This is a genomic window from Lampropedia puyangensis (assembly GCF_004833285.1).
Taxonomy (GTDB): Bacteria; Pseudomonadota; Gammaproteobacteria; order Burkholderiales; family Burkholderiaceae_C; genus Lampropedia; species Lampropedia puyangensis.
The window spans coordinates 1-19,750 of the sequence record NZ_STFG01000018.1; the positions used below are offsets into that span (position 1 = coordinate 1).

The following is a 19,750-nucleotide window of genomic DNA, read 5'->3' on the forward strand; positions in this document are numbered from 1 at the left end:
GAGATTCAGCCTCCACGGATACCGGTGCGATTCAGTTCCATGCCATTTCCCAGCGTAGCGATAGTTCCCAACAAAACCAGAATGAGCAAAGCCCATTAGGTTGACCAGGCCCAGCATGTTGCTCTGTACATAAAATTCTGAGCCAGAGGAATTGGCAGATTGGACGTGATATTCGATACGTTCTTTGATAGCGCCCCGTGGTGCTATTTGTGCATTGCCTGTGTCGACAAAACCGTAAAGAGCAGACCCCAGTAATAGCTGTCCTGCATCACCATCAGGAAACTGCATGTGTGCCACTGCTTGACACGTTCGGCGCTCATTGTGTTTGTCATAGCCCACAGGAACCACTTGTTCAATCGTGATGGTCGATTGGCTATAAAAAAGAGTTGAAAGTCCAGTTGGATCACCCTCTTGGGGTGCTCCAAAGGGTGTCTCCATCGCATGCTGCTCAATCAAATCAACCAAAGCGGTAGTTAGCTCCTGTGAATCACATTCAGGAGGCTCAGACGCCCAACATCCTTGTAAAGCAAACACCGTGATGAAAGCTATCGTCCATTGAGCCGACCGCTGTACCAACTGGAAAATTGTCTGCATGGCTTAGCCCCCCACTCGTGTATTGCGTTGCTCTTGTTTTTGCGCTTCTTGCTCACGAATGCGCTGTGCTCTTTGTGCAATGGCGGCGTTTTCGGCATCTTGCTCGGCGCGCACCCTAGCTTGCTGTGCTTCGCGCTCTCGTCGCTGTCGCGCCTGGAGCTCATGCTGTTGCACTTGCCATGCCTCAACGCGCTGCAGCCTCTCTTGCTGCGCCCCACGGACACTAGCCTGAGCCACTTGTGCCAACCACTGATGAATGCGTTGCACACACTGATTCTGGGCTGCTCCACAAGGGCTCAGGGCGTAGGAGCCTTGTATGCGCTGCTGCACGAGCTTTTGCACTTGCCCATCTGAAAACGCGATTTCTCCATGACCGAAATCAGGAGCTTGTCTCGAGACCTGTGCCCAGGTAGCTTGGTTAATCTGATGTAACACAGACATCAAGGTGGACTCCAGCATCAAAGCATCTGAAACATCGCGAAACTGTCCTGGAAATGGTGTTGGCGTATTTAGCGTTTGCCACACACTGGCCATGATCGGCGGCTCCTCACTGTTGGGGTGTAAATGCGCGAGTTCGCCATTGGCGACACCTTGTAAAAGGCTACTCATGCTCGTGTAGCGAGGCGCAGCATTCATGAACGATGAGGCCTGTGAGGCCAACGGTGCGAGTAGTGCAGCACATAGCAGTGCGCCACGCACAAAAGCCCGCCTTGGGCGTACTAAGTGATGTGAAAACATAAATTTGTCCTCTAATGGTTATGAATGGATGAATAAAACACACTTTACGTTTGGTTTTAAATGAATTTTGCCACACGATTCACAAAACAAAACTCATAGTTTGTGTACTCATAGTGGTGATTCGCGAACACTCCCGGCATGTCTCGCGTCGTCGTCAATCACCCTCAACCTTTGGATGCTTTCCAACAGGAGTCTCTTGTTGCGGTGCAAAAAAACTTTGGCAAACGTTTGCGTTCGCTACGCCATGAAAAGCTGATGACGATTGAACAAGTAGCCGAAGGGGCTGGCCTACATGCAAACTACGTGGGCTCGGTCGAGCGCGGTGAGCGCAACGTGTCGCTGTTCAATATTTGGCGCATTGCGCACAGCCTGGGGCTCAAGCCAGAAGTGTTGATGACGTCCTTGCCTGAACCCCAGGTGCCTAATCACATCAAGCGTTGACCTTGATCAGTGATATGGCCTACGCGTGCTGCTCTAGGCCTTGGCTTTAGTCGGAATTGGTTTTGCTGCGTGCACCGAGAGAAACCAATCCACCCTCAGATGCGAAAAGTCCTGCGTAATTTGGCGCTTGGGCTCAATCCAGTTTCCTGGATCGATGATGTAGGCCCCTGTGATAGTGCTCTCTTGGCCTTTAACCGGACTTGGCCGGTGCCACAGTACATGCCTGCCGATTTCCATCTCATCCGTATAGTCAACATATAGCAGGGCGAGTGGAGGCAACGCTTCAAAGGTATCGAAATCCTTGTAATTTGAGGTGACCAGCTGAGCAGAGAGCATGGCAACCTTGGCAATCAAAGATTCACTCATATTGGCAGGCCCATGCTTGGCAAATCCAAGGCTATGCGCAACAGCTGTGACCTCTTGCAGAGTTTTGCCTGCAATCATGGCAATGCATGCCAAGACATCGTCACAGCGTTCAGATTGAGCAATACGCTTATAGGCAGCAGAAAAAGTTACTGGGGCGGATGATGAGTTAGAAGTTTGACTCATGTACTTTCCTTGAAAATCACTCAAAAAAAAGCCATGCAGCAGCGCGACCTGAGTGTCAAGATCTGCTTTCGCAAAACCTAGTGGATGAGGTCGTTCTTTGTCTTACTGGTCGTTTTTAACGATCAGCAAGGGTTTCGATCAAGGATTGAGGAATTCGGTGATTCCAGAGAATTAAGTCATTGCCCGTCGAACAGCTCTTCTTGGTGAGGCTTTGGGCTGAAATGACTGGTGCAATCGCTTGCACTGCGCATGACTGACGGTAATCAGCTCAGAAAACATTGATTTTAAAAATAACGTTTTTTAAATGCTGATAGCTATATTTTATTGGTTTCAAGGCAGCCTATGTGAGAAAAATAACTTTATCAAATACCGATATTTGATCTACCCAGACATCAATAATGAGGTTGCTCAAGCTGAGTATTTAGGTGCTCTTACTCCAGCGATCCATTAAGCCTTCAATGATGTCTGAGCCCGCATATCCAGCAGCCATCAAGGTAAAGATGTACTCCCGATCAATGCTCTGCATCTGGTCGCTCCACTGGAGGATTGCTGTTAACAACGCTGCCAATGCCCCAAGAACAATACTGATCCAGAATTTCTTGGCATCAAACGGAGTTTTAGTGCCTGCAGATGCATTTTTATCATGAAGCTTTTTAAGGCCAACGGCCACACGCACCAACTGACCACAAGCTCCAACAAAAAATGCCAAGCATAGGTAAGCCAACCATCCCAGTGCATCCATGTGTTTCTCCTTGTTAAGACAGTTTACACACAGTATGTGCGAACGGATTCGCATGAGCACCTAGGAAAACCTTCGATGCGAGTGGTAGAAATCGAGCCAAAGCGGAAATTTAAAGTCTTAGATATGTGTCAATATCTGCGTTGTGGCTTAAAAATATCCTTCACTTATGCTTGCACCCGAAACTTCATTTCGGAATTAGGTTTTCGCGCGATAATTGCGAACTATGTCAATTTTTCCGCTGTTTCGCAAACTCACCAAACTAGTGATAGTCTGGTTTGCTTTGTCGATTCTGGCTGCGACTGCATCGCCGATTGTGAATCCTAAGCGGATCGACTTTTTGTGTGCCGAGGGTGGTGCCATGAAAGTCGTGGTGGTCGATGACCAAGGCAAGATTGTTCCGATTGGCAATCACACCTTAGATTGTCCAAATTGCCTGCTGACAGCGCCACCGCTGCAGCTAGAGGCTGGGCAGACTGCATCAGCGTTCAGTTTTTCGCTGAGCCGCTACCGTGCAGCCCATATTCCGGCTTTGAGTGGCTCGGCATTGCCGCCACGGGGCCCGCCAGTTGCCCTTTAATTTCTGCACTTTTTCGTGCAGGTGAATGTATGCCTGCCATGAGTAAGGGCGTTATTTCTGCCCTTGCATTGATGGCGCGGCAATGGCTGATGCATTCATCAGAGTTACAGCCTGGCAAGCCAAGCATATTGTTTTTGAAACTGTATCGCTGGCCCGATGCGCATCGCTGATATCTCTGAATTGGCATTCAGTTTGAACTGGGGTGGCCGATAAGGCGCTTTGCAGCTCGCCCCCTACAACCATCCATCAATAAGCACACCGAGCACTGTTTTCTCAACAGGGCATCAGGCATGAATACTCCGAACGCTGTAGCAACACAACAACTGGCGCAAGTACGTCGGTGGCTTGTGCGTGGCTGGCGTTGGCGTGTTTCGATCTTGTTGCTGCTGGCCATATTTTTGCGCGCCTTGGTGCCGCAGGGCTATATGCCCGCAGCCTCCTCGGACCAAGATGTTTTCTTTGCGATGGTTGTTTGTACCCCTGACGGCCCTTTAGACGTTAGTGGAAAGCATTCCACCTCCCCCACTAGCACACCGCACTCGACGCCAGATGCGTCTGAGTCAGCGCATGCCAAAACCGTTTGCAGTTTTTCAGCCATGGCCTGGCAAATACTGCTCGATGGTTTATGGCTGGCCTTATTGTTTGTGCTGCTCTTACTGGCGATTCGGATCCTGCCCCCGCGCTATTGCGCGCCCATATGGGCACCGCGCACAGACATTCGCGCCGCCAGAGCGCCCCCATTCACTGTTTGATCCTCACGTCGTTTGACGCATTCGCTGCAAGTGCCTGATTGAATTACTGGCTGTGACGACTCGTTGAAAGACACAACGTATGCCGCCTCGCCTTGCCTCAGAGCAAGACGTGGCGTGTGTATTTGCGCATGGCTTTTGCATGCGCGATCAACAGATGAATGCCTGATGCAACACCCTCCATTTTTGATGGCTGCCCTTGCCGTCGCCAGTCTCAGCCTCGCCTTGCCAACGTGGGCCGACACGAATAACGCTACTGCTGATCATCAGCAAAACAACAAAACCTTGCCTGAGGTCACAGTGTCACTGCAAGACCTCCCGCAGCTCGCACAATTGCCATCGACCGGCTCTAACTTGGATCTGACGTCGCTTGAAACGGCAGCCAGTGTGCAAACCATTAGCCAGCAACAATTGCGCGAGCGTGGCGATACATCCGTTGTCAATGCAGTCACAAGAGCTGCAGGGATCAGCAGCATGGGCCATCCTGGCAATATTGGTTCTGCCTTATCAGCGCGCGGTTTTACGGATTCGACCTCGGTGATGCAGCTCTACGATGGCACGCGCCAATATGGCGGTGCCGGTTTGAGCTTTCCTTTTGATACCTGGTCAATTGCCCAGATTGAAGTGTTGCTGGGGCCCTCGGCGGTGATTTATGGCGATGGAGCCATTGGCGGCGTGATCAACGTCATTCCTAAAAAGCCCAGCAAAGGCAAGCCCGAGCATGAAATGCAGCTCACAGCGGGCAACCACGGCAAGCGAGCTGTTGCGTTTGGCAGCGGGGGCGCTATCAGCGAACAGCTCTCCTACCGCATTGATGTCAGTGGTGAGCGCAGTGATGGCTGGGTTGAGCGAGGTGACACACGTGGCTTAGGCTTCAATGGTGCATTGCGCTGGGATCTCACGCCCCAGCTGAATGTGCAACTAAGCCATGCGTATGCCCGTCAAAAGCCACAAGCTTATTTCGGCACGCCGCTGGTCGATGGTCGCCCCATCAAGGATTTGCGACACAACAACTACAACGTCAAAGATGCGTCGATTGTTTACCGCGACCATTGGACCGAATTGGCCGCGCAATGGGCAGCGACTGAGGATGTCACGGTGCGTGGCAAGCTCTACCGCATCAGCAGTGCTCGCCATTGGCGCAATTCTGAGGGGCTGGTCTACAACAATGCAAGCGGCATGGTCGATCGTGCGGACAATACCGAGATCGGCCACAACCAGGCACAAACCGGCGTGCATGTAGATACGGTGTGGCGCAATCGAGTCGCTGAGATGGCCAACCAAACATCGTTTGGCTTTGATTTCAATGATTCCAAGTTCACGCACACCAACAACACTTATGTAGGCAGCTCTGGGCCAGTGGATTTGTACAACCCAGTGTCGGGCTTGTACCAAAGCGACGTTCCATTCATTCCGCGCTATCGCAATAAGGCCAAGCAATACGCCTTGTTTGCTGAAAACCGCCTTGAGCTTACGGACCGCTGGTCTGTGATAGGTGGTCTGCGTTACGACTACACCAAGCTCTCACGCTTTGATTTGGTGGCTAATAACCAGGCATTTGAGCGCAACTACAACAACACCAGCTGGCGTATTGGCAGCGTCTACAAACTGCAGCCCAATTTGTCGCTCTATGCCCAGTACTCCACCGCAGTGGATCCAGTTGCCAGCATGCTGCTGCTGTCACCCGCTAACAGTAGTTTTGATATGTCGACTGGCAAGCAAATGGAGGTCGGCATCAAGCAAGTCTTCTGGGACAACAAGGCTGAGTGGACCTTGGCGGCGTATTCCATCAAGAAGAACAATTTGCTCTCGCGTGATCCGGCTGATCCCAGCTTGCGAGTGCAAGTGGGTGAGCGTACCTCTAAGGGGGTAGAGGCGACCTTGTCTTTGGCCCCAACGCCCAAGTGGCAGTTGGATTTGAATATGGCCATACTGCGTGCGCGATACACAGATTTCAATGAGTCTTCTGGTGGCGTGAGCGTTTCGCGCAATGGCAATGTGCCAACCGATGTACCTGAGCGCCTGGCCAATGCATGGGCCAGCTACAAGGTCTTGCCCGATTGGACGCTCTCTGGAGGTGTGCGCTACGTGGGCAAGCGCTATGCCAACAACGCCAACACGCTGACGTTGCCCGGCTACACGACGGCCGACTTGGCTGTGCAGTGGCAAGCAAGCCCTACAACCACGTTGACGCTGCGTGGCATCAACGTCACCAATAAGTACTACTTCACCACCACGTACTACACCAATACCCAGTGGTTAGTCGGAGAAGGACGCCGTTTTGAGCTGACGCTGAACCACCGCTTTTAAAGCCAAGCCGCTATGTTTGCGACGCTTTTCAGTAAACGCTTTGTTTACTTGTTGCACCGCTGGAGCGGCATTGCCGCTTGTATCTTGATGGTGCTGTGGCTGGTCAGTGGCGTGGTGATGCTGTTTGTCGGTCACCCCAAGCTGCTGCCGGCTGAGCGGCTGGCCGCATTGCCAACTTTGCCGCAACAGGGCTGCTGTATTGATGTGCAGCAGGCCTTGGCACAGGTTGCCCACCCCGAACAGGTGGCCAGCATCGCGCTGACTACGGTGGCCAACCAAGTGGTCTACCGTTTGCAGCGTAGCGATGGCCGTTTGGAGCTTGTTGATGCCATGAATGCACAAACGCTGCCAGCGGCCAATGCCGATACGGCGCTGGCCAGTGCCCAAGCTTTTTTGCCACAGGCAAAGGCGCAAATGCTGGGTTTGGTCGACGATGACCGCTGGACTCACTCGCCGCGCTTGGATGCGCATCGGCCTTTGTTCAAGGTCCAAATGCAGGATCCAGCCACAACTTGGCTGTATGTGTCCTCACGGAGCGGCGAAGTGGTGTTGGACGCGCCTCGTGATGAGCGCTATTGGAGCATGCTGGGTGCGTGGCTGCATTGGCTCTACATGTTCCGCAACGGCTCTAAAGATGCATTCTGGAGTTGGCTCGTGATTGGCCTGTCGGCCCTATGCACGCTCAGTGCGATTGCGGGTGCATTTGTCGGTGTCTGGCGTTGGCGCTTTTCAGGCCGCTACAAATCCGGCTCGCGCAGTCCTTATCGCAGTTTGGCGATGCGCTGGCACCACATCACGGGCTTGCTGTTTGGACTGATTTTGCTGGCTTGGATTTTCAGCGGCTTGATGTCGATGAACCCTTTTGGTGTTTTCAATGCCCAAGGCCCAGCGCCAGACCGCAAAGCCTACCAACCCGATGCGGGCCATGTGCAACTGGCCACCGCGCCTGCTGACATCCTTGGCCGACTGCTCAGCCAAGGATTCGCGGCCAAAGAGCTGCACTGGTTGGTGCTGGATCAACAGCCTTATGTACTGGCCTTTGATGGCCAAGCGCGCACCAAGCTAATTGTTGCCAGCGCAGATGGCACAGGCTTTTCGGTACAAGACCAATGGCTGCCCAGCGATTTACAAGCTGCTGGTGCCAAGTTGTTGGCCGCGCCCATCGTGAAGGCCGAAGTCTTGGAGCGCTATGACGCGTATTACTACCAGCGCCAGGCAGCCTCTATGTACGCCGGTGATTTACGCGGTCTGCCTGCGCTACGACTGGACTTTGGCGATGCGAATGCGAGCTCGGTCTACCTCGATCTGCACAGCGGTCAGCTCGCGCTGAGCGTCAACCGAGCACAGCGCCTCTCACGCTGGTTGTTCAACTTCTTGCACAGCTGGGATTTGCCGCTGTTTTTGCAATGGAGTTATCTGCGTGAAGCAGCGCTGATTGCGCTCAGCATCGGTGCACTGTTCATTGCCGTAACAGGGCTGGTGATCGCTTGGAAATACCTGCGTGCCAGCCTGATGAAACGGCGCACTCTGCGCACCAAAGCAAGCCCGTCGCCAGCGCAAAAACACAACAAGGCATCTGCTATATCCACCGCGACTGGTGAGTCAGCTCGCACCGCGAGCCGCTAGCGGACTGAGGCCTTAGCAAAACCATTTCCCTCCATGACAAAGAATTTCTTCATGCTATTTTCAATCCATCGTCTGGCTCCGATTGGCAGCGCAGTGCTCTTGGCTTTTATGTGCAACAAAACCGACGTGTATCAAGCACACCTTGGGAGCCGTGCTGTGTTTCCAGCAAAGGGTCATTTTTGACTATTCAATATCAAGTTATCATTAACAAGATACCATATTGAATTGAACTCCCCTTACTGTCGCATCTATTAAATGACTGCTTAGCGACATGTAAAAACGATCAGAATGACAGCAAATCCCCCCTCTCCTCAAACTGCACAGAAGCCGGCTGTGCGCCTGCAATCCATTGATGCCTTGCGCGGCTTTGTAATAGTGTTAATGCTGCTGGATCATGTCCGTGAGACTTTTTTCCTCCATATGCAAGTTAATGATCCAATGGATGTAACGACCACGGCACCGGGGTTATTTTTTTCACGCTTACTGGCACATTTATGCGCACCTATATTTGTATTTCTAACTGGTTTATCTGCATATTTATACGCATCAAAATACGTACATTCACAGCAAGCCGCCAGCGCATTTTTGTTCAAACGCGGCTTATTTTTGATTGTGCTTGAATTCACGCTGGTCAACTTTGCCTGGACATTTAGTTTCCCTCCATCGACCATATACATGCAAGTGATTTGGGCCATTGGCATCAGTATGGTGATACTGTCTGTGCTGCTGTGGCTACCACGTTCAATCCTGATGGTGTTAGGACTCATCATCATTGCGGGTCACAATTTGCTCGATAGCGTTCACTTTGACGAATCAGGTTGGATGCACATACCTTGGGCGGTTTTACATGACCGTGGCTGGCTGCAAGTCACTGATGGCCTGCGTATGCGCACGTCTTATCCTGTTCTACCGTGGATTGGAGTAATTTCGCTAGGCTATTCGCTTGGACCGTGGTTTGGCCAAGACGTGACTTTTGCTCAACGCCAAAAAAGTTTACTAAAGCTTGGCATTGCTTTGCTGTGCAGCTTTGTTGCCTTGCGAGCATTCAACAGCTACGGAGATAAACCTTGGGTTGAGGCCGAATCTTCGCTGATCTCTTTAATGGGTTTTCTTAACATTACCAAATACCCACCTTCGTTGTTGTTCATCATGCTAACTTTGGGTTTGGGGTTATTGCTACTATGGAAGTTAGGGCGCCTTCAAGATAGATTCCAAGGCCACCTACCAGGTGCTCTAGCATGGCTGTGTACTTTTGGGGCAGCCCCGATGTTCTTTTATTTGCTGCATCTTTATGTTCTCAAGCTGATGTACCTGACGTGCGTGAGCATCTTGGGAAAAAATCAGGGGGGGACCTATTTTGGAGTGAACTCGGTACTATCGATTTGGCTTATTACTTTGGTGCTAGTGTCTGCTCTGTATTGGCCTGTCAAAGCCTTTGCTCGGTTCAAAGCACAACGCCGCGACATTACGTGGCTAAAGTATTTGTAATCGCGCATATTTCTCATCGCAGAAATTCTTGATAACTATTTCTTTACTTGGCAGGGGAGCTTACGGTGGTATTTCCAGCATTCTCTTGATCATCAGGCGATATCAACGTAAGGCATGGCCGTCAGGATAAAGAGTGTCATTCTGGGATGTAAACCATCCTGCCATCATCAAGCCGATAGGTAATGCCAGCCTTCACACCCTGGCCCTCACCGATTTCGCCACTCGATTCGTAGCGTGTCAGTTCTTCGCCCTTCTTGATGGTCATGCGCATGTCGGCTTGACCTGGATTCTCTACCACGACAACATCGTTAGATGAGAAAGGGTTCAGCGGATTTTTAGCCACCACAATCATCAAGATCCCGATAACCACCAGAAACAAATCAATCAAGTTGACGACCGAAAGAATAGGATCGTCAGCCTCATCAGATTCGATGAATCGCATGTTTATCTCCCCGAATGAATTGGCAACATGCCATTACGCTCCAGCTCACGCAGTTCCTGCAGAAGCCAGCGGCGGCGCACAGTCAAAATAAAGAAGGTGATACTGGAGGCAACCAACGCCAGAATGACGGCAGAGAATGCAGCAACCAGATTCTCACCCACGCTGGTCGAATCACCGCTGCCCAGAGCCAGCAAAGCCGGCCCCATGGGAATCATGGTGGCAATCAAACCGAGCATAGGCGTGGTGCGGGAGACGATTCGCAGCCACTCAAGGCGACGAATGATCCATAGTTCCAAGTCATCAGCAGCACTGCCAGTTTGGCTCTGATATGCCGCCAGCACGGATTGGTAACGCCGTCTTCTTCGTTGCCAAGCCTCCATCGCAAAACCGCCCAGTACGGCAAAGGCATACAACAGGCTCAACAGGATTAATAGCAGCACAGGTGCAAGAAAAAGGCCTGAGAGTTCATACAAACTGGATTCAAGAATGTTCATAACCAAGAATTGTTTTTAGAGGGGAGTCAAAAAATCATCAGCGGATGGTCTGTGTTCTGCCCAACGCAACAGCCTGCCTTGACTGCTGTGTTGCACCTGCAGCGGCGGCCAGCAACAATGCGGCCAGTGAAAGCCAGAAGACCCAACGCGGCGGAGGTTCTGCGGGCTGAACCTGTTCCATGACCTGCCCCTGCACTGCCACAGCCTGCGATTGAACTGTTGCTTGTGATTCGGTTTCTTGAGAGCTGGCGGGTTCAGAGGCATCAGGTGATGCAGCACTGCCTTGTGCACCGGCCCCCGCATTCATACCAAAACCGGCCAGCACTTTCTGCGCGGCCTGCCAGGTGGGTGAACTGGTTTGCACATCCACATCGTGCTGGTCAACCAGTTGCTGCCAACGCTGCGCCAGCTCGTGCTGAGTCTGTTCCGAAGCCTGCCAATAACCTTTGCGCACGGCTTCCATCATGCGTTCAATAAGCTGTGCCTGCGCAGTCGGGTTGTGCTTCTCAAACCATTCGTTGATTCCCAGCTCACGCTGGTCATTGACGTAGGTTTCGTGCAATGCCTGCCACTGATCGTCACGCACGATTCCTGGGTCGGTGACCTGCCAGCCCCAAAGGTTGTTAATCACTTTGAGCACGTTGACTGTGCCCGCATACCCTTCTTGCTGCATGGCACCAATCCATTGTGGGTTGTCATAACGCGTGCGCAGTTCATCGGCAAGAAAGCGCGCCGCGCTGGTCATGCGGCCAGTGCGTGGATCACGCAGGTCGGCAATATAAAGTTCTGGACTTTCGCCATCGAGGTGACGAACGGCCATGGACATACCGCCCAGGAACTGGAAAGGATCGTCGCCACTCAGCAAACCGTACGTGTTGGATGAGCGCGCCAGCACGGCGGCCTGTACCCCTTTGAGTTGCTCAGCGTAAAGGTTGACTCCAGGATGTTCATCGCCCACGGCGATGGCCCAATCGCTGTTATTACTGCTAGCACTGTTGCCTTCGCGCTGGACTTTCTTGCCGGGCGCAGCATAAGCGTATTGCAGACGACTCAAATATTGTTGTGCCAGTGGGGCATCATCTTCCCAACTGGTAGAGTCCAGCGTCGCATCAGCCAGACCGACACCGTAATCGCCGGGTTTGTTACCAAAAATGCGTGCACGCGCCAGAGTTGCAGCACGCTCGGCTGCAAGCCCTTGCGCAAGCAGGTTTTTCTCTGTGGTCAGGCTATTGATGGCCACGGCATTATCGGCTTCAGGAAGTTGCGCTATATTGTCAATGGCCTGCGCCAGCAAGCGCATGAAGCCGTCGAACTGATCGCGGTAGGCTCCCGTAACCTGAACCACGGCATCAATACGGCCACGCCCAAGCTCCTCACGTGAGATGATCTCCAGTGCCCTTACGCGACCACCTTCGTCCCATACCGGGCGCAGGCCCAGCGCCAGCAGAATCTGGCTTTCCACCATGCCGAGATGTCGCATGGCTTCCACCGACCACAGGCTGAAGGCCAGTTTGGTGGGAGCCTGCCCGTCATGATTGTTACGGTAATCATCGATCAATGACTGCAATTGTTCGGCCGCTGCGTCATAGGCTGCACGGGTCGGCAATTTGTCTGGCTCAAAAGCATAGAGATTGCGCCCACTGGGCACTCCAGGGTTGCGCACCGGATCACCGCCAGGGCCGGGAGGCACATAGCGGCCAGACAATCCCAGAAGCAGGCTTTCGATTTCCTGCGTGTCTTGCAAGCCATGATCGAGTTCACGCGCACGCTCCAGCATCTGGCGCAACGGTGCATTCTGGATACCCTTCAAATCCGTTTTTTCACGCAGATATTGGTGCAGCAAGCGGTATGGCGCACTCTTGGCAAGTTCTTCATAACTGCCTGCAAATGGCTCTGAGCCGTGATCATGCTCTTGGTGGGCTTGGTGTGGGTGCTGGCCATGGTGCTGCTGTGTTGCTGACTGGCGATCCCATTCATCTGCCAATCGTTGCAATGGTTCACCCAATTGTTGCATCACGGTCAACAGCCGGTGTTCATCGCTGGCTGGCTGCCCGAATGTGTGCAGTCCCAGTGGAATATTTTGATTCGCCAGTTGGTGCAAGTGGTCATGCAAAGCATTGAAGAAGCCATCAAAATCGGCATCAATGCATGCAGTATCCCATTCCAGATCCTTATCCATGCGCGAGGCCATCACGGCATCTTGAATCTGTTGACGAGTGCGTTCACGCACTGCTCCTTCTTCGAGTTGCTGGTACTCATGAATCAGTGCGTGCAAATCCACCAGTTCATCGTACAGAGCCGAAGGGGCAAACGGTGGAGTCTGATGACTGACAATCGTGGCACGCCCACGACGCTTGGCCTGCACGGCCTCGCCTAGGTTATCCTGAATGTAAGGATAAATTACCGGAATATCGCCCACCGCCAGAAATGGATAGTCATCAGCCCCCACGCCACGATCCTTGCCGGGCAGCCACTCCTGTGAGCCATGTGTGCCAAAGTGAATCAGTGCATGCACCTTCTGCTTCTCACGCAGATACAGGTAATTGGCCAGATAGTAATGGTTGGGCGGCACCGCGGCATCATGGTAGTCCTTGCCATCCACATCACTGCGCGGCATTTGTGGCAGCACCGTCAGATTGCCCCATTGAATGCGCGGGATGATGAAGTGTTTTTCTCCACTAATCTCACGAATCGCCCAATGGCTGGCAGGGTCACCCCATCGCGCATCCAGAGCCTGCTGTCGGCGCTCAGGCAAGGCTTGCAACCACTGCAAATATTGTTTCAAAGGCAGCGTATCCGCCAAGCCTTGTTCCAGCAGGCCGTCCAAGGCGGCATGGTCATAAAGTGGCCTCATTACTGCTTGAGCCTGTGTGATGATGCTTGCCTCTTCTTGTCCGGGTACTTGATAACCCGCCTTTGCCAATTCTGGGAGCAAACGCTCAATGCTGCGTGTGACGTTGAGATTGGAGGCAGAGATATTCCTGTCGCCATTGGGGTAGTTCCAGAACATCAATGCCAGACGTTTATCGGCGGCAGGTGTCGTTTGCAAGGTTGCCAAGTTCTTGGCCTTGTGCAATAAAGCATCCAGTTGTTCTGGGATGGCTGCTGGCTCGCCCTGCTCCAAGGCACTGAGAACCAGCGGATCCGTCATGCCCCAGATTTCATAGACCGCCATGAATGGCGCAACCATCCGGCTCGGTGTGCCGCTTTCAGCTTCGCGCCAACTCTGCGTGTTGCCATCACGGTAGTTCAGGGTGGTCAGCACCGGAATGCCCAGTTGCTCAATCTCGGGCACTCGCTGCTCGGCATTGCCCATGTGCTGCATGTTGATGAGCACCTGAATGCCCTTGTCCTTCAACATGTGCGTCAAAGCCTGAGGCTTGTCACCATCAAACCAGAATGCCACCGGCAGCATGCCGAGCGCTTCGCTGCGGCGGATGGCGGCATCAATCACGCCGGTCTGCATATTCGCCAGACTGGTAGCGTGAATGGCAAAGGCAATCCGCGGACTTCCCTGCTGCCAACGTGGTGCCGCAACATGCGGAGTGCCGGTACCCCAGGCGAGATAATCTTCAAAACTTGTAAATGCCGAACGGGCATCCGGGTGGTAATAAGCATCTGCGGGCAACAGAATGGGTGCGGGAACGTCAGCAACGCTCTGCCCTGCCAGCCACAAACGCAAATACGCAAAGAAATGGCGGTAATTCGCTTCGCCGCCGTTCTCATAATAGGCTGCGAGTGCATTTGCATGCGGGGCAGGCAAACCACTGTGCGCAGTACTGCGCAGGCTTGCCTCCAGCCAGCGCACAGTGGGTCTTTGCAAAATGGGCCCTAGCTGCGTGCGCAGGCGCTCTCGCCCTCCGCGCAGGCTGGATTCCAGAATCAGCAAATCTGCCTGGCTTACCCAAGCCTCACGTGCGGCAGGCGTATCGCCTGGAATATCCTGGCTGTACACGCTCTCCAGTTGCACACCTGCCAGCCGTGCGTAGGTACGAAGTTTGTCCAGCTTACCAGGCAAGATGGATTCATCGGCCACCACTCGCACCAGTGGCATGTGACTGGTGGCTTCATCATCCGTATTTGCATGCGAGGGTTGAATCATTGCCAATTGCAGCAGAGCAAACGCAGCCCATAAGCACAGGTGCCATTGCCAATTACAGGCACCACGCATTGAGTGAACACGAGACATCACATCAAGCCTGCTTTCCCAAAGTTAAAAACTGGCCGTAATGCCCAGAAAAACACTTCTTCCTGGTACTGCGTAGTTAAAGCGCGTGGTTTTGTCCGTCAGCAGGGTATTGCCCAGATTTTCGACCGACGCACTCAAGGTCCAATGCTCCGAAAAGCGATAGTTCACATCCAGCGACCAGATGCTGTGCGCAGGCAATGCATACTGAACCGAACTGCTGTACATCATCTGGCTGCCTGTGTATTGGCCACGTAGATCGACTTGCCAAGCGGCGGCTGGTTGCCAGCCCAAGCGTACATTAGCCTGGTGACGCGGCTGAGTTGCCAGAGGCTGTCCTGTTTGCTGGTTGCGCGCCTGCAGCCACGTGTAATTGCCGGAAAGCGCTAACTGAGGCAGCAATTGCAAGGAAGTGCCCAATTCCAGCCCACGGATACGAGCCCGCTCCACATTTTGATAAACCAGCTCCCGGTAAGCATCGCAATTGCGCTCGCAGTAAGTCTGAATCAGATCACGCACATTGTTCTGGAACACGGTAGCCTGCAGGCTCCAACCCGTTGCAGCTCGGTACTCAGCCCCCAGTTCATAGCTGGTACTGATTTCCGGTTTCAGGTCAGGGTTGCCGCGCACGCTGAAACTTGAGCTCGCTACGTAGTAGTCTGGCGACAACAGCTTGAGATTGGGAGCCTTGAAGCCGCGCCCCAATCCACCCTTGATGGTGAGTGCATTACTCACCTGATGCACCAGATAAGCTCTTGGGCTGTGTTGCAGACCAAATTTCTCATGATCATCGAGACGATCACCCAGCACCAGCGACCAGTTGGGTGCAAGCGCAAATTCATCCTGCACAAAAACCGCCTTATGGGTGATGTCGGCTTTGCCCAGTTCGTTCACCGAGCTGTCTTCCAGCTTTTCCTTGCGCAGCTCACCGCCCACTGTCAGCAAGTGGCGTTCACCCAGCGCCAGACTCAGACGTGCATCGGCAACTTCCTCGTTCAACACCTGTGGCCGTGTAGGCGTACCAACGTCTCGGGTATTTGTCTTGTCCAGCGAAGCGCCGTAAATACGCACTTGGCTGCTGGCGTTGTTCCACTTCCCCTTGTGGCTCAGCGACCATTGCTTGCGTTCAAATGCGTCATAGCTGTTGTAATAGCTTGTGCCAGACTTTGTGCCACGCTCACGATCTTCATTAACCCGACCTACGCTCAAATCGATACGTTGGTTGGCACTGGGCGTCCAGTTCAGGGCCACATTCAGGCTTTTGGCATCACGCCCTTCAATGTCTGAAACTTTCTCATCGGTTGCCAGCGGCGCATTGTCTCGACGTCTGGTTTCTCCATACACATTCAAGCCCAATACACCTGGTAGCAAAGGACCGCCGACATAAAAACCCACCTGACGACTGTCACCACCTCGACCATCCTCACGCCATCCGGCTCTAGAAGAAAAGCTGCCGCGCCACTCATCGGTTGCGGCACGGGTAATGACATTCACCACACCACCCAAAGCATCAGAACCATACAGAGACGACATGGGGCCACGTACCACCTCCACGCGTTCAATGGCCTCGGAGGGAACCCAGCCGAGATCGCTGTCCGAATGGCCAATTACGCCACCGGACTGATTGATGCGCTGCCCATTGACCAAGGTCAGCGTGTAATCACTGCCCATGCCGCGAATGCTGATGCCACGCCGCGTCAGCCCAACACCCCCTACGTGCACGCCAGGCAAACCCTGTACCGCGTCTGCCAGATCCTGCACCGGCCGTTTCACCAAATCGTCGCGTTTGACGATGGCGACGGAAGCAGGCGTTTCCTCCAATGTCGTCTCGGTTGCAGTGGCGGTCACGACCAGCTCATCAAGCAGTGGTGCTGACTCTTTCTGCAAATTCTGTGCATGCGCGCACGGGCTCAGACCCAGCACTGCTCCAAAAAATAAGGCACCGCAATAACGACGCCTTGACTGCTGGCAGGCCGACTGCCTTGGTTGCGCGATCCGAATCATTTTCAATGAACCAAACACTATTGATAAAACAGTATCATAATTCATATTGAGAATTTAATATCAAAAATGCTCAGATGGAAAATTTCATGAAAAAACCAACCCCCACCCGTTTGCCAGTCACCGTTCTGTCCGGCTTTCTTGGCGCAGGCAAAACCACACTGCTCAACCACATCCTGAATAATCGTGAAGGTCGGCGCATTGCCGTCATCGTCAATGACATGTCAGAAATCAACATTGATGCTGACCTGGTTCGACAAGGCGGAGCGGAACTCTCTCGCACCGACGAGAAACTCGTTGAAATGAGCAATGGCTGCATTTGCTGCACTCTGCGCGAAGACCTGCTTCTGGAAGTACAACGCCTGGCTCAGGAAGACCGGTTCGATCATCTCGTGATCGAATCCACCGGAATTTCCGAACCACTGCCAATTGCAGAAACCTTCACTTTCACTGACGAAAACGGCCAGACTCTGGCGGAGATCGCACGGCTCGACACCATGGTGACGGTGGTGGACAGCTTTAATTTCCTGCGCGACTACGCCTCCCGCCAGAGCCTGACCGAGCGGGGCGAGTCACTGGGAGAAGAAGATCAACGCACAGTGGTCGATCTGTTGACTGAACAAATCGAGTTCTGCGACGTTCTGATCTTGAACAAAACAGATCTCATCAACAACGAAGAACTGAACCGTTTGCGTGCCATTTTGCACAGCCTGAACCCCAGAGCACGTATTGAAATCTCGCAATTCGGCCGTGTTCCGTTAGATCGTTTGCTTGACACCCAACTGTTCGATTTTGAAGAAGCAGCCAAAGCGCCCGGTTGGCTGCAGGAGTTACGTGGTACCCACATACCTGAAACCGAGGAGTACGGCATCAGCAGTTTTGTCTATCAGGCACGCAGGCCATTTCATCCGCAACGCTTTTATGACTGGGTGCAAAAGGAGTGGCCGGGAGTGGTTCGCTCAAAAGGTTTTTTCTGGCTCGCCAGTCACCCGAAAATCGCTGGTTCATGGTCACAAGCAGGCGCTGTTGCAAGACACACCCCTGCAGGCTACTGGTGGGCAAATGTGCCGCGACAGCACTGGCCACAAGATCCTGATGCACTTCAACATATTCATGAAAAATGGCACAAGGATGTGGGAGATGCGCGTCAGGAAATTGTCCTGATTGGTATAAAAATGGATGAAACTGCGTTACGCCAGCAATTCAATGCTTGTCTACTGAGCGATACAGAAATGGCTCTTGGGCCAGATAGTTGGCAGGGTTTCTCAAACCCCTTCTCAGGCTGGCGTTCAAGTTCAGAGGATCAAGTTTAACCAAGCTGTCCCTTACATATTTTTGAGAGACAAATTTATTCTCCTAACGCTTCGATTCAGACGGGTACCATTCCCTAATAATTTATATGTACAATAGTACACATAATTTCTGAAATGTATTATGGTCATATCAACGCTTATCTTCGGAGCCTTTTGCAGCACCTTGGGCACATTGGCGCTGAAAGGTTCGGAACAATTTCGAAAACCCGCTCCAACGATATTGGCGTTCCTGTGCTATGCAGGCTCGACCATCCTGCTGGCTCGTGCGATAACGCTAATGCCAATCGCGTTAGCACATGCAGTGTGGACGGGGCTGGTCGCTCTTGCTTTATTAGCCATCGACCGGTGGGTGTTTCACCTGGCGCTGTCCGCGAGCCGAGTAGCAGGTTTTTTCTGTGTTCTGGCGGGCATCGCCGTTCTGGGAGTTTGGGCATGATGCAGTCACCTACGCTACGGACGTGGCTGCTGCTTTTGGCGACAGTGTTCGCCGAAGCGAGCGCGACCTTGCTGCTGAAACTCTCCGATGGTTTCCAGCGTATCGCCCCGGGCTTGATGTCTTTTGCCGTCTATGCGCTTGTGCTTTTCCTGTTCTCGCATGTATTGGCCAGGATTCCCGCGAGTGTGGCCTATACCGTCTGGGCAGGCCTGGGCACCTTGCTGCTGATCCTGTCCGGCTGGGTGTTCTTCGACGAAGCTATGACCTTCCATAATTTGGCAGGCATTGCTTTGATCGTCGTTGGGGTGGTCATGATCAATCGCCATCGGGCGTCGGCATCATGACTGGGGCGAAAGGTAAGCGTGGCGCGGGTGATCCAGGACGACGCGATCATCTAATCGAAGCTGCGCTGTCTCTGATGTTTATCAAAGGTATTAAAGGCGTAAATCACCGAACTGTGGCTGCCAAGGCCGGCGTGCCCTTGGGCTCAACCACCTACTATTTCCATGATCTTGATGCATTGCTAATCGCTTCCATCGAGCGTCTGACGCAACGGAGGCAGACTGAAATGGATGCATGGAGTGAGCGAATTTCATCGCTGGATGAAATGCTGGTCGAGCTGGCGGACCTAATCGTCAAGCGCCTGACACGAGATCGGCAAGAAACCATGCTGTCGTACGAACTCTATTTCCTTGCGCTGCGTCGTCCGGAGTTTAGCCATTACAGCGAAGCGTCGACACAAGTACTCAGAGACACCATCCGGCGCTTTGCGAATGAAAAGACAACACGCACTTTGACTGCGCTTGTGGATGGACTTGTAATAGAAGGACTACTGTCTACGCACATTCCGACGGCTCAGGATTTGCTCGAAACGATGCGTGTCGTGGCAACAGCATGAATGGTAAGGGAGAGTATCTTGGCAGATTGCAGATTGGACCACAGGTAGCTTGCGTCTCACAATGACAGTAACGGGCCAACAAAGAATATTCTCAAACGACCGAGGCTGTGAGGAAACGCAAAAAACTCTTCGGTTTGTTGTGAGGCAGCAAAGTGGTGACGCGGGC

General features: G+C 52.9%; 18 protein-coding genes. 10 read left to right on the plus strand and 8 right to left on the minus strand.

Annotated features, from left to right (window positions below):
- Positions 1 to 594: hypothetical protein (locus E9531_RS13555; RefSeq protein WP_136574311.1), on the minus strand; the 594-nt coding region annotated here is incomplete at its 3' end.
- Between the two features lie 3 nt (positions 595 to 597).
- Positions 598 to 1,332 carry a hypothetical protein gene (locus tag E9531_RS13560; protein ID WP_136574312.1) on the minus strand — a complete coding sequence of 245 codons (735 nt, stop codon included), beginning with the start codon at positions 1,330 to 1,332 and terminating at the stop codon, positions 598 to 600.
- 138 nt (positions 1,333 to 1,470) lie between these two features.
- Here E9531_RS13560 and E9531_RS13565 point away from each other — a divergent pair, with 138 nt between their 5' ends.
- The gene (locus E9531_RS13565; protein WP_136574313.1) at positions 1,471 to 1,773 is read left to right on the plus strand and encodes a helix-turn-helix domain-containing protein; all 303 of its coding nucleotides are present in this window, start codon (positions 1,471 to 1,473) and stop codon (positions 1,771 to 1,773) included.
- Positions 1,774 to 1,806: 33 nt separating this feature from the next.
- On the opposite strand, the gene E9531_RS13570 is transcribed toward E9531_RS13565, so the two are convergent.
- Both E9531_RS13570 and E9531_RS13575 read right to left on the minus strand, forming a co-directional pair.
- Positions 1,807 to 2,322, minus strand: a complete 516-nt coding sequence (locus E9531_RS13570; protein WP_136574314.1) for a hypothetical protein — start codon at positions 2,320 to 2,322, stop codon at positions 1,807 to 1,809.
- A gap of 421 nt (positions 2,323 to 2,743) precedes the next feature.
- On the minus strand, positions 2,744 to 3,064 hold the full coding sequence (locus E9531_RS13575; protein WP_136574315.1) for a hypothetical protein: 321 nt from the start codon (positions 3,062 to 3,064) through the stop codon (positions 2,744 to 2,746).
- 223 nt (positions 3,065 to 3,287) lie between these two features.
- Between E9531_RS13575 and E9531_RS13580 the strand changes: the two genes are divergently transcribed.
- The 5 genes from E9531_RS13580 to E9531_RS13600 all read left to right on the plus strand — a co-directional run bounded on the left by E9531_RS13580 (position 3,288) and on the right by E9531_RS13600 (position 9,814).
- Positions 3,288 to 3,641, plus strand: a complete 354-nt coding sequence (locus E9531_RS13580) for a DUF2946 domain-containing protein (protein WP_136574316.1) — start codon at positions 3,288 to 3,290, stop codon at positions 3,639 to 3,641.
- 290 nt (positions 3,642 to 3,931) lie between these two features.
- Entirely contained in the window at positions 3,932 to 4,393 is a 462-nt protein-coding gene (locus E9531_RS13585) for a DUF2946 family protein (protein ID WP_136574317.1), read from the plus strand.
- A gap of 186 nt (positions 4,394 to 4,579) precedes the next feature.
- Positions 4,580 to 6,700 carry a TonB-dependent receptor gene (locus tag E9531_RS13590; RefSeq protein WP_136574318.1) on the plus strand — a complete coding sequence of 707 codons (2,121 nt, stop codon included), beginning with the start codon at positions 4,580 to 4,582 and terminating at the stop codon, positions 6,698 to 6,700.
- 12 nt (positions 6,701 to 6,712) lie between these two features.
- Positions 6,713 to 8,326 (plus strand): PepSY-associated TM helix domain-containing protein, encoded by a 1,614-nt coding sequence (locus tag E9531_RS13595; protein ID WP_136574319.1) that lies wholly within the window; start codon positions 6,713 to 6,715, stop codon positions 8,324 to 8,326.
- Positions 8,327 to 8,614: 288 nt separating this feature from the next.
- A complete protein-coding gene (locus E9531_RS13600) occupies positions 8,615 to 9,814 on the plus strand; it encodes an acetyltransferase domain-containing protein (protein ID WP_136574320.1) in 1,200 nt (399 codons plus the stop codon).
- 136 nt (positions 9,815 to 9,950) lie between these two features.
- Here E9531_RS13600 and E9531_RS13605 read toward each other — a convergent pair whose 3' ends face one another.
- The 4 genes from E9531_RS13605 to E9531_RS13620 are packed head-to-tail and all read right to left on the minus strand — an operon-like array spanning position 9,951 to position 16,784.
- Positions 9,951 to 10,256, minus strand: a complete 306-nt coding sequence (locus tag E9531_RS13605; protein WP_136574321.1) for a DUF2149 domain-containing protein — start codon at positions 10,254 to 10,256, stop codon at positions 9,951 to 9,953.
- 2 nt (positions 10,257 to 10,258) lie between these two features.
- A complete protein-coding gene (locus E9531_RS13610; protein ID WP_136574322.1) occupies positions 10,259 to 10,750 on the minus strand; it encodes a MotA/TolQ/ExbB proton channel family protein in 492 nt (163 codons plus the stop codon).
- Between the two features lie 37 nt (positions 10,751 to 10,787).
- A complete protein-coding gene (gene cobN / locus E9531_RS13615; protein ID WP_136574323.1) occupies positions 10,788 to 14,939 on the minus strand; it encodes a cobaltochelatase subunit CobN in 4,152 nt (1,383 codons plus the stop codon).
- 24 nt (positions 14,940 to 14,963) lie between these two features.
- Positions 14,964 to 16,784: a TonB-dependent receptor domain-containing protein gene (locus E9531_RS13620; protein WP_211343445.1), complete on the minus strand. Its 1,821-nt coding sequence runs from the start codon at positions 16,782 to 16,784 to the stop codon at positions 14,964 to 14,966.
- Between the two features lie 242 nt (positions 16,785 to 17,026).
- Between E9531_RS13620 and zigA the strand changes: the two genes are divergently transcribed.
- The 4 genes from zigA to E9531_RS13640 all read left to right on the plus strand — a co-directional run bounded on the left by zigA (position 17,027) and on the right by E9531_RS13640 (position 19,584).
- Positions 17,027 to 18,250, plus strand: a complete 1,224-nt coding sequence (zigA, locus tag E9531_RS13625; protein ID WP_136574324.1) for a zinc metallochaperone GTPase ZigA — start codon at positions 17,027 to 17,029, stop codon at positions 18,248 to 18,250.
- Between the two features lie 121 nt (positions 18,251 to 18,371).
- Positions 18,372 to 18,686 (plus strand): DMT family transporter, encoded by a 315-nt coding sequence (locus E9531_RS13630; RefSeq protein WP_136574325.1) that lies wholly within the window; start codon positions 18,372 to 18,374, stop codon positions 18,684 to 18,686.
- Positions 18,683 to 19,030 carry a DMT family transporter gene (locus E9531_RS13635; protein WP_136574326.1) on the plus strand — a complete coding sequence of 116 codons (348 nt, stop codon included), beginning with the start codon at positions 18,683 to 18,685 and terminating at the stop codon, positions 19,028 to 19,030. Before E9531_RS13630 ends, E9531_RS13635 begins: the two co-directional genes overlap by 4 nt.
- The gene (locus E9531_RS13640) at positions 19,027 to 19,584 is read left to right on the plus strand and encodes a TetR/AcrR family transcriptional regulator (protein ID WP_136574327.1); all 558 of its coding nucleotides are present in this window, start codon (positions 19,027 to 19,029) and stop codon (positions 19,582 to 19,584) included. The genes E9531_RS13635 and E9531_RS13640 overlap by 4 nt, the downstream gene beginning before the upstream one ends.
- Positions 19,585 to 19,750 lie beyond the last annotated feature (166 nt).

Bases quoted from the DNA above. Each gene is read 5' to 3' on its own strand.
- E9531_RS13560 (WP_136574312.1), bottom strand. From the start codon at position 1,332: ATGTTTTCACATCACTTAGTACGCCCAAGGCGGGCTTTTGTGCGTGGC.
- E9531_RS13565 (WP_136574313.1), top strand. From the start codon at position 1,471: ATGTCTCGCGTCGTCGTCAATCACCCTCAACCTTTGGATGCTTTCCAA.
- E9531_RS13570 (WP_136574314.1), bottom strand. From the start codon at position 2,322: ATGAGTCAAACTTCTAACTCATCATCCGCCCCAGTAACTTTTTCTGCT.
- E9531_RS13575 (WP_136574315.1), bottom strand. From the start codon at position 3,064: ATGGATGCACTGGGATGGTTGGCTTACCTATGCTTGGCATTTTTTGTT.
- E9531_RS13580 (WP_136574316.1), top strand. From the start codon at position 3,288: ATGTCAATTTTTCCGCTGTTTCGCAAACTCACCAAACTAGTGATAGTC.
- E9531_RS13585 (WP_136574317.1), top strand. From the start codon at position 3,932: ATGAATACTCCGAACGCTGTAGCAACACAACAACTGGCGCAAGTACGT.
- E9531_RS13590 (WP_136574318.1), top strand. From the start codon at position 4,580: ATGGCTGCCCTTGCCGTCGCCAGTCTCAGCCTCGCCTTGCCAACGTGG.
- E9531_RS13595 (WP_136574319.1), top strand. From the start codon at position 6,713: ATGTTTGCGACGCTTTTCAGTAAACGCTTTGTTTACTTGTTGCACCGC.
- E9531_RS13600 (WP_136574320.1), top strand. From the start codon at position 8,615: ATGACAGCAAATCCCCCCTCTCCTCAAACTGCACAGAAGCCGGCTGTG.
- E9531_RS13605 (WP_136574321.1), bottom strand. From the start codon at position 10,256: ATGCGATTCATCGAATCTGATGAGGCTGACGATCCTATTCTTTCGGTC.
- E9531_RS13610 (WP_136574322.1), bottom strand. From the start codon at position 10,750: ATGAACATTCTTGAATCCAGTTTGTATGAACTCTCAGGCCTTTTTCTT.
- cobN (WP_136574323.1), bottom strand. From the start codon at position 14,939: ATGTCTCGTGTTCACTCAATGCGTGGTGCCTGTAATTGGCAATGGCAC.
- zigA (WP_136574324.1), top strand. From the start codon at position 17,027: ATGAAAAAACCAACCCCCACCCGTTTGCCAGTCACCGTTCTGTCCGGC.
- E9531_RS13630 (WP_136574325.1), top strand. From the start codon at position 18,372: ATGGTCATATCAACGCTTATCTTCGGAGCCTTTTGCAGCACCTTGGGC.
- E9531_RS13635 (WP_136574326.1), top strand. From the start codon at position 18,683: ATGATGCAGTCACCTACGCTACGGACGTGGCTGCTGCTTTTGGCGACA.
- E9531_RS13640 (WP_136574327.1), top strand. From the start codon at position 19,027: ATGACTGGGGCGAAAGGTAAGCGTGGCGCGGGTGATCCAGGACGACGC.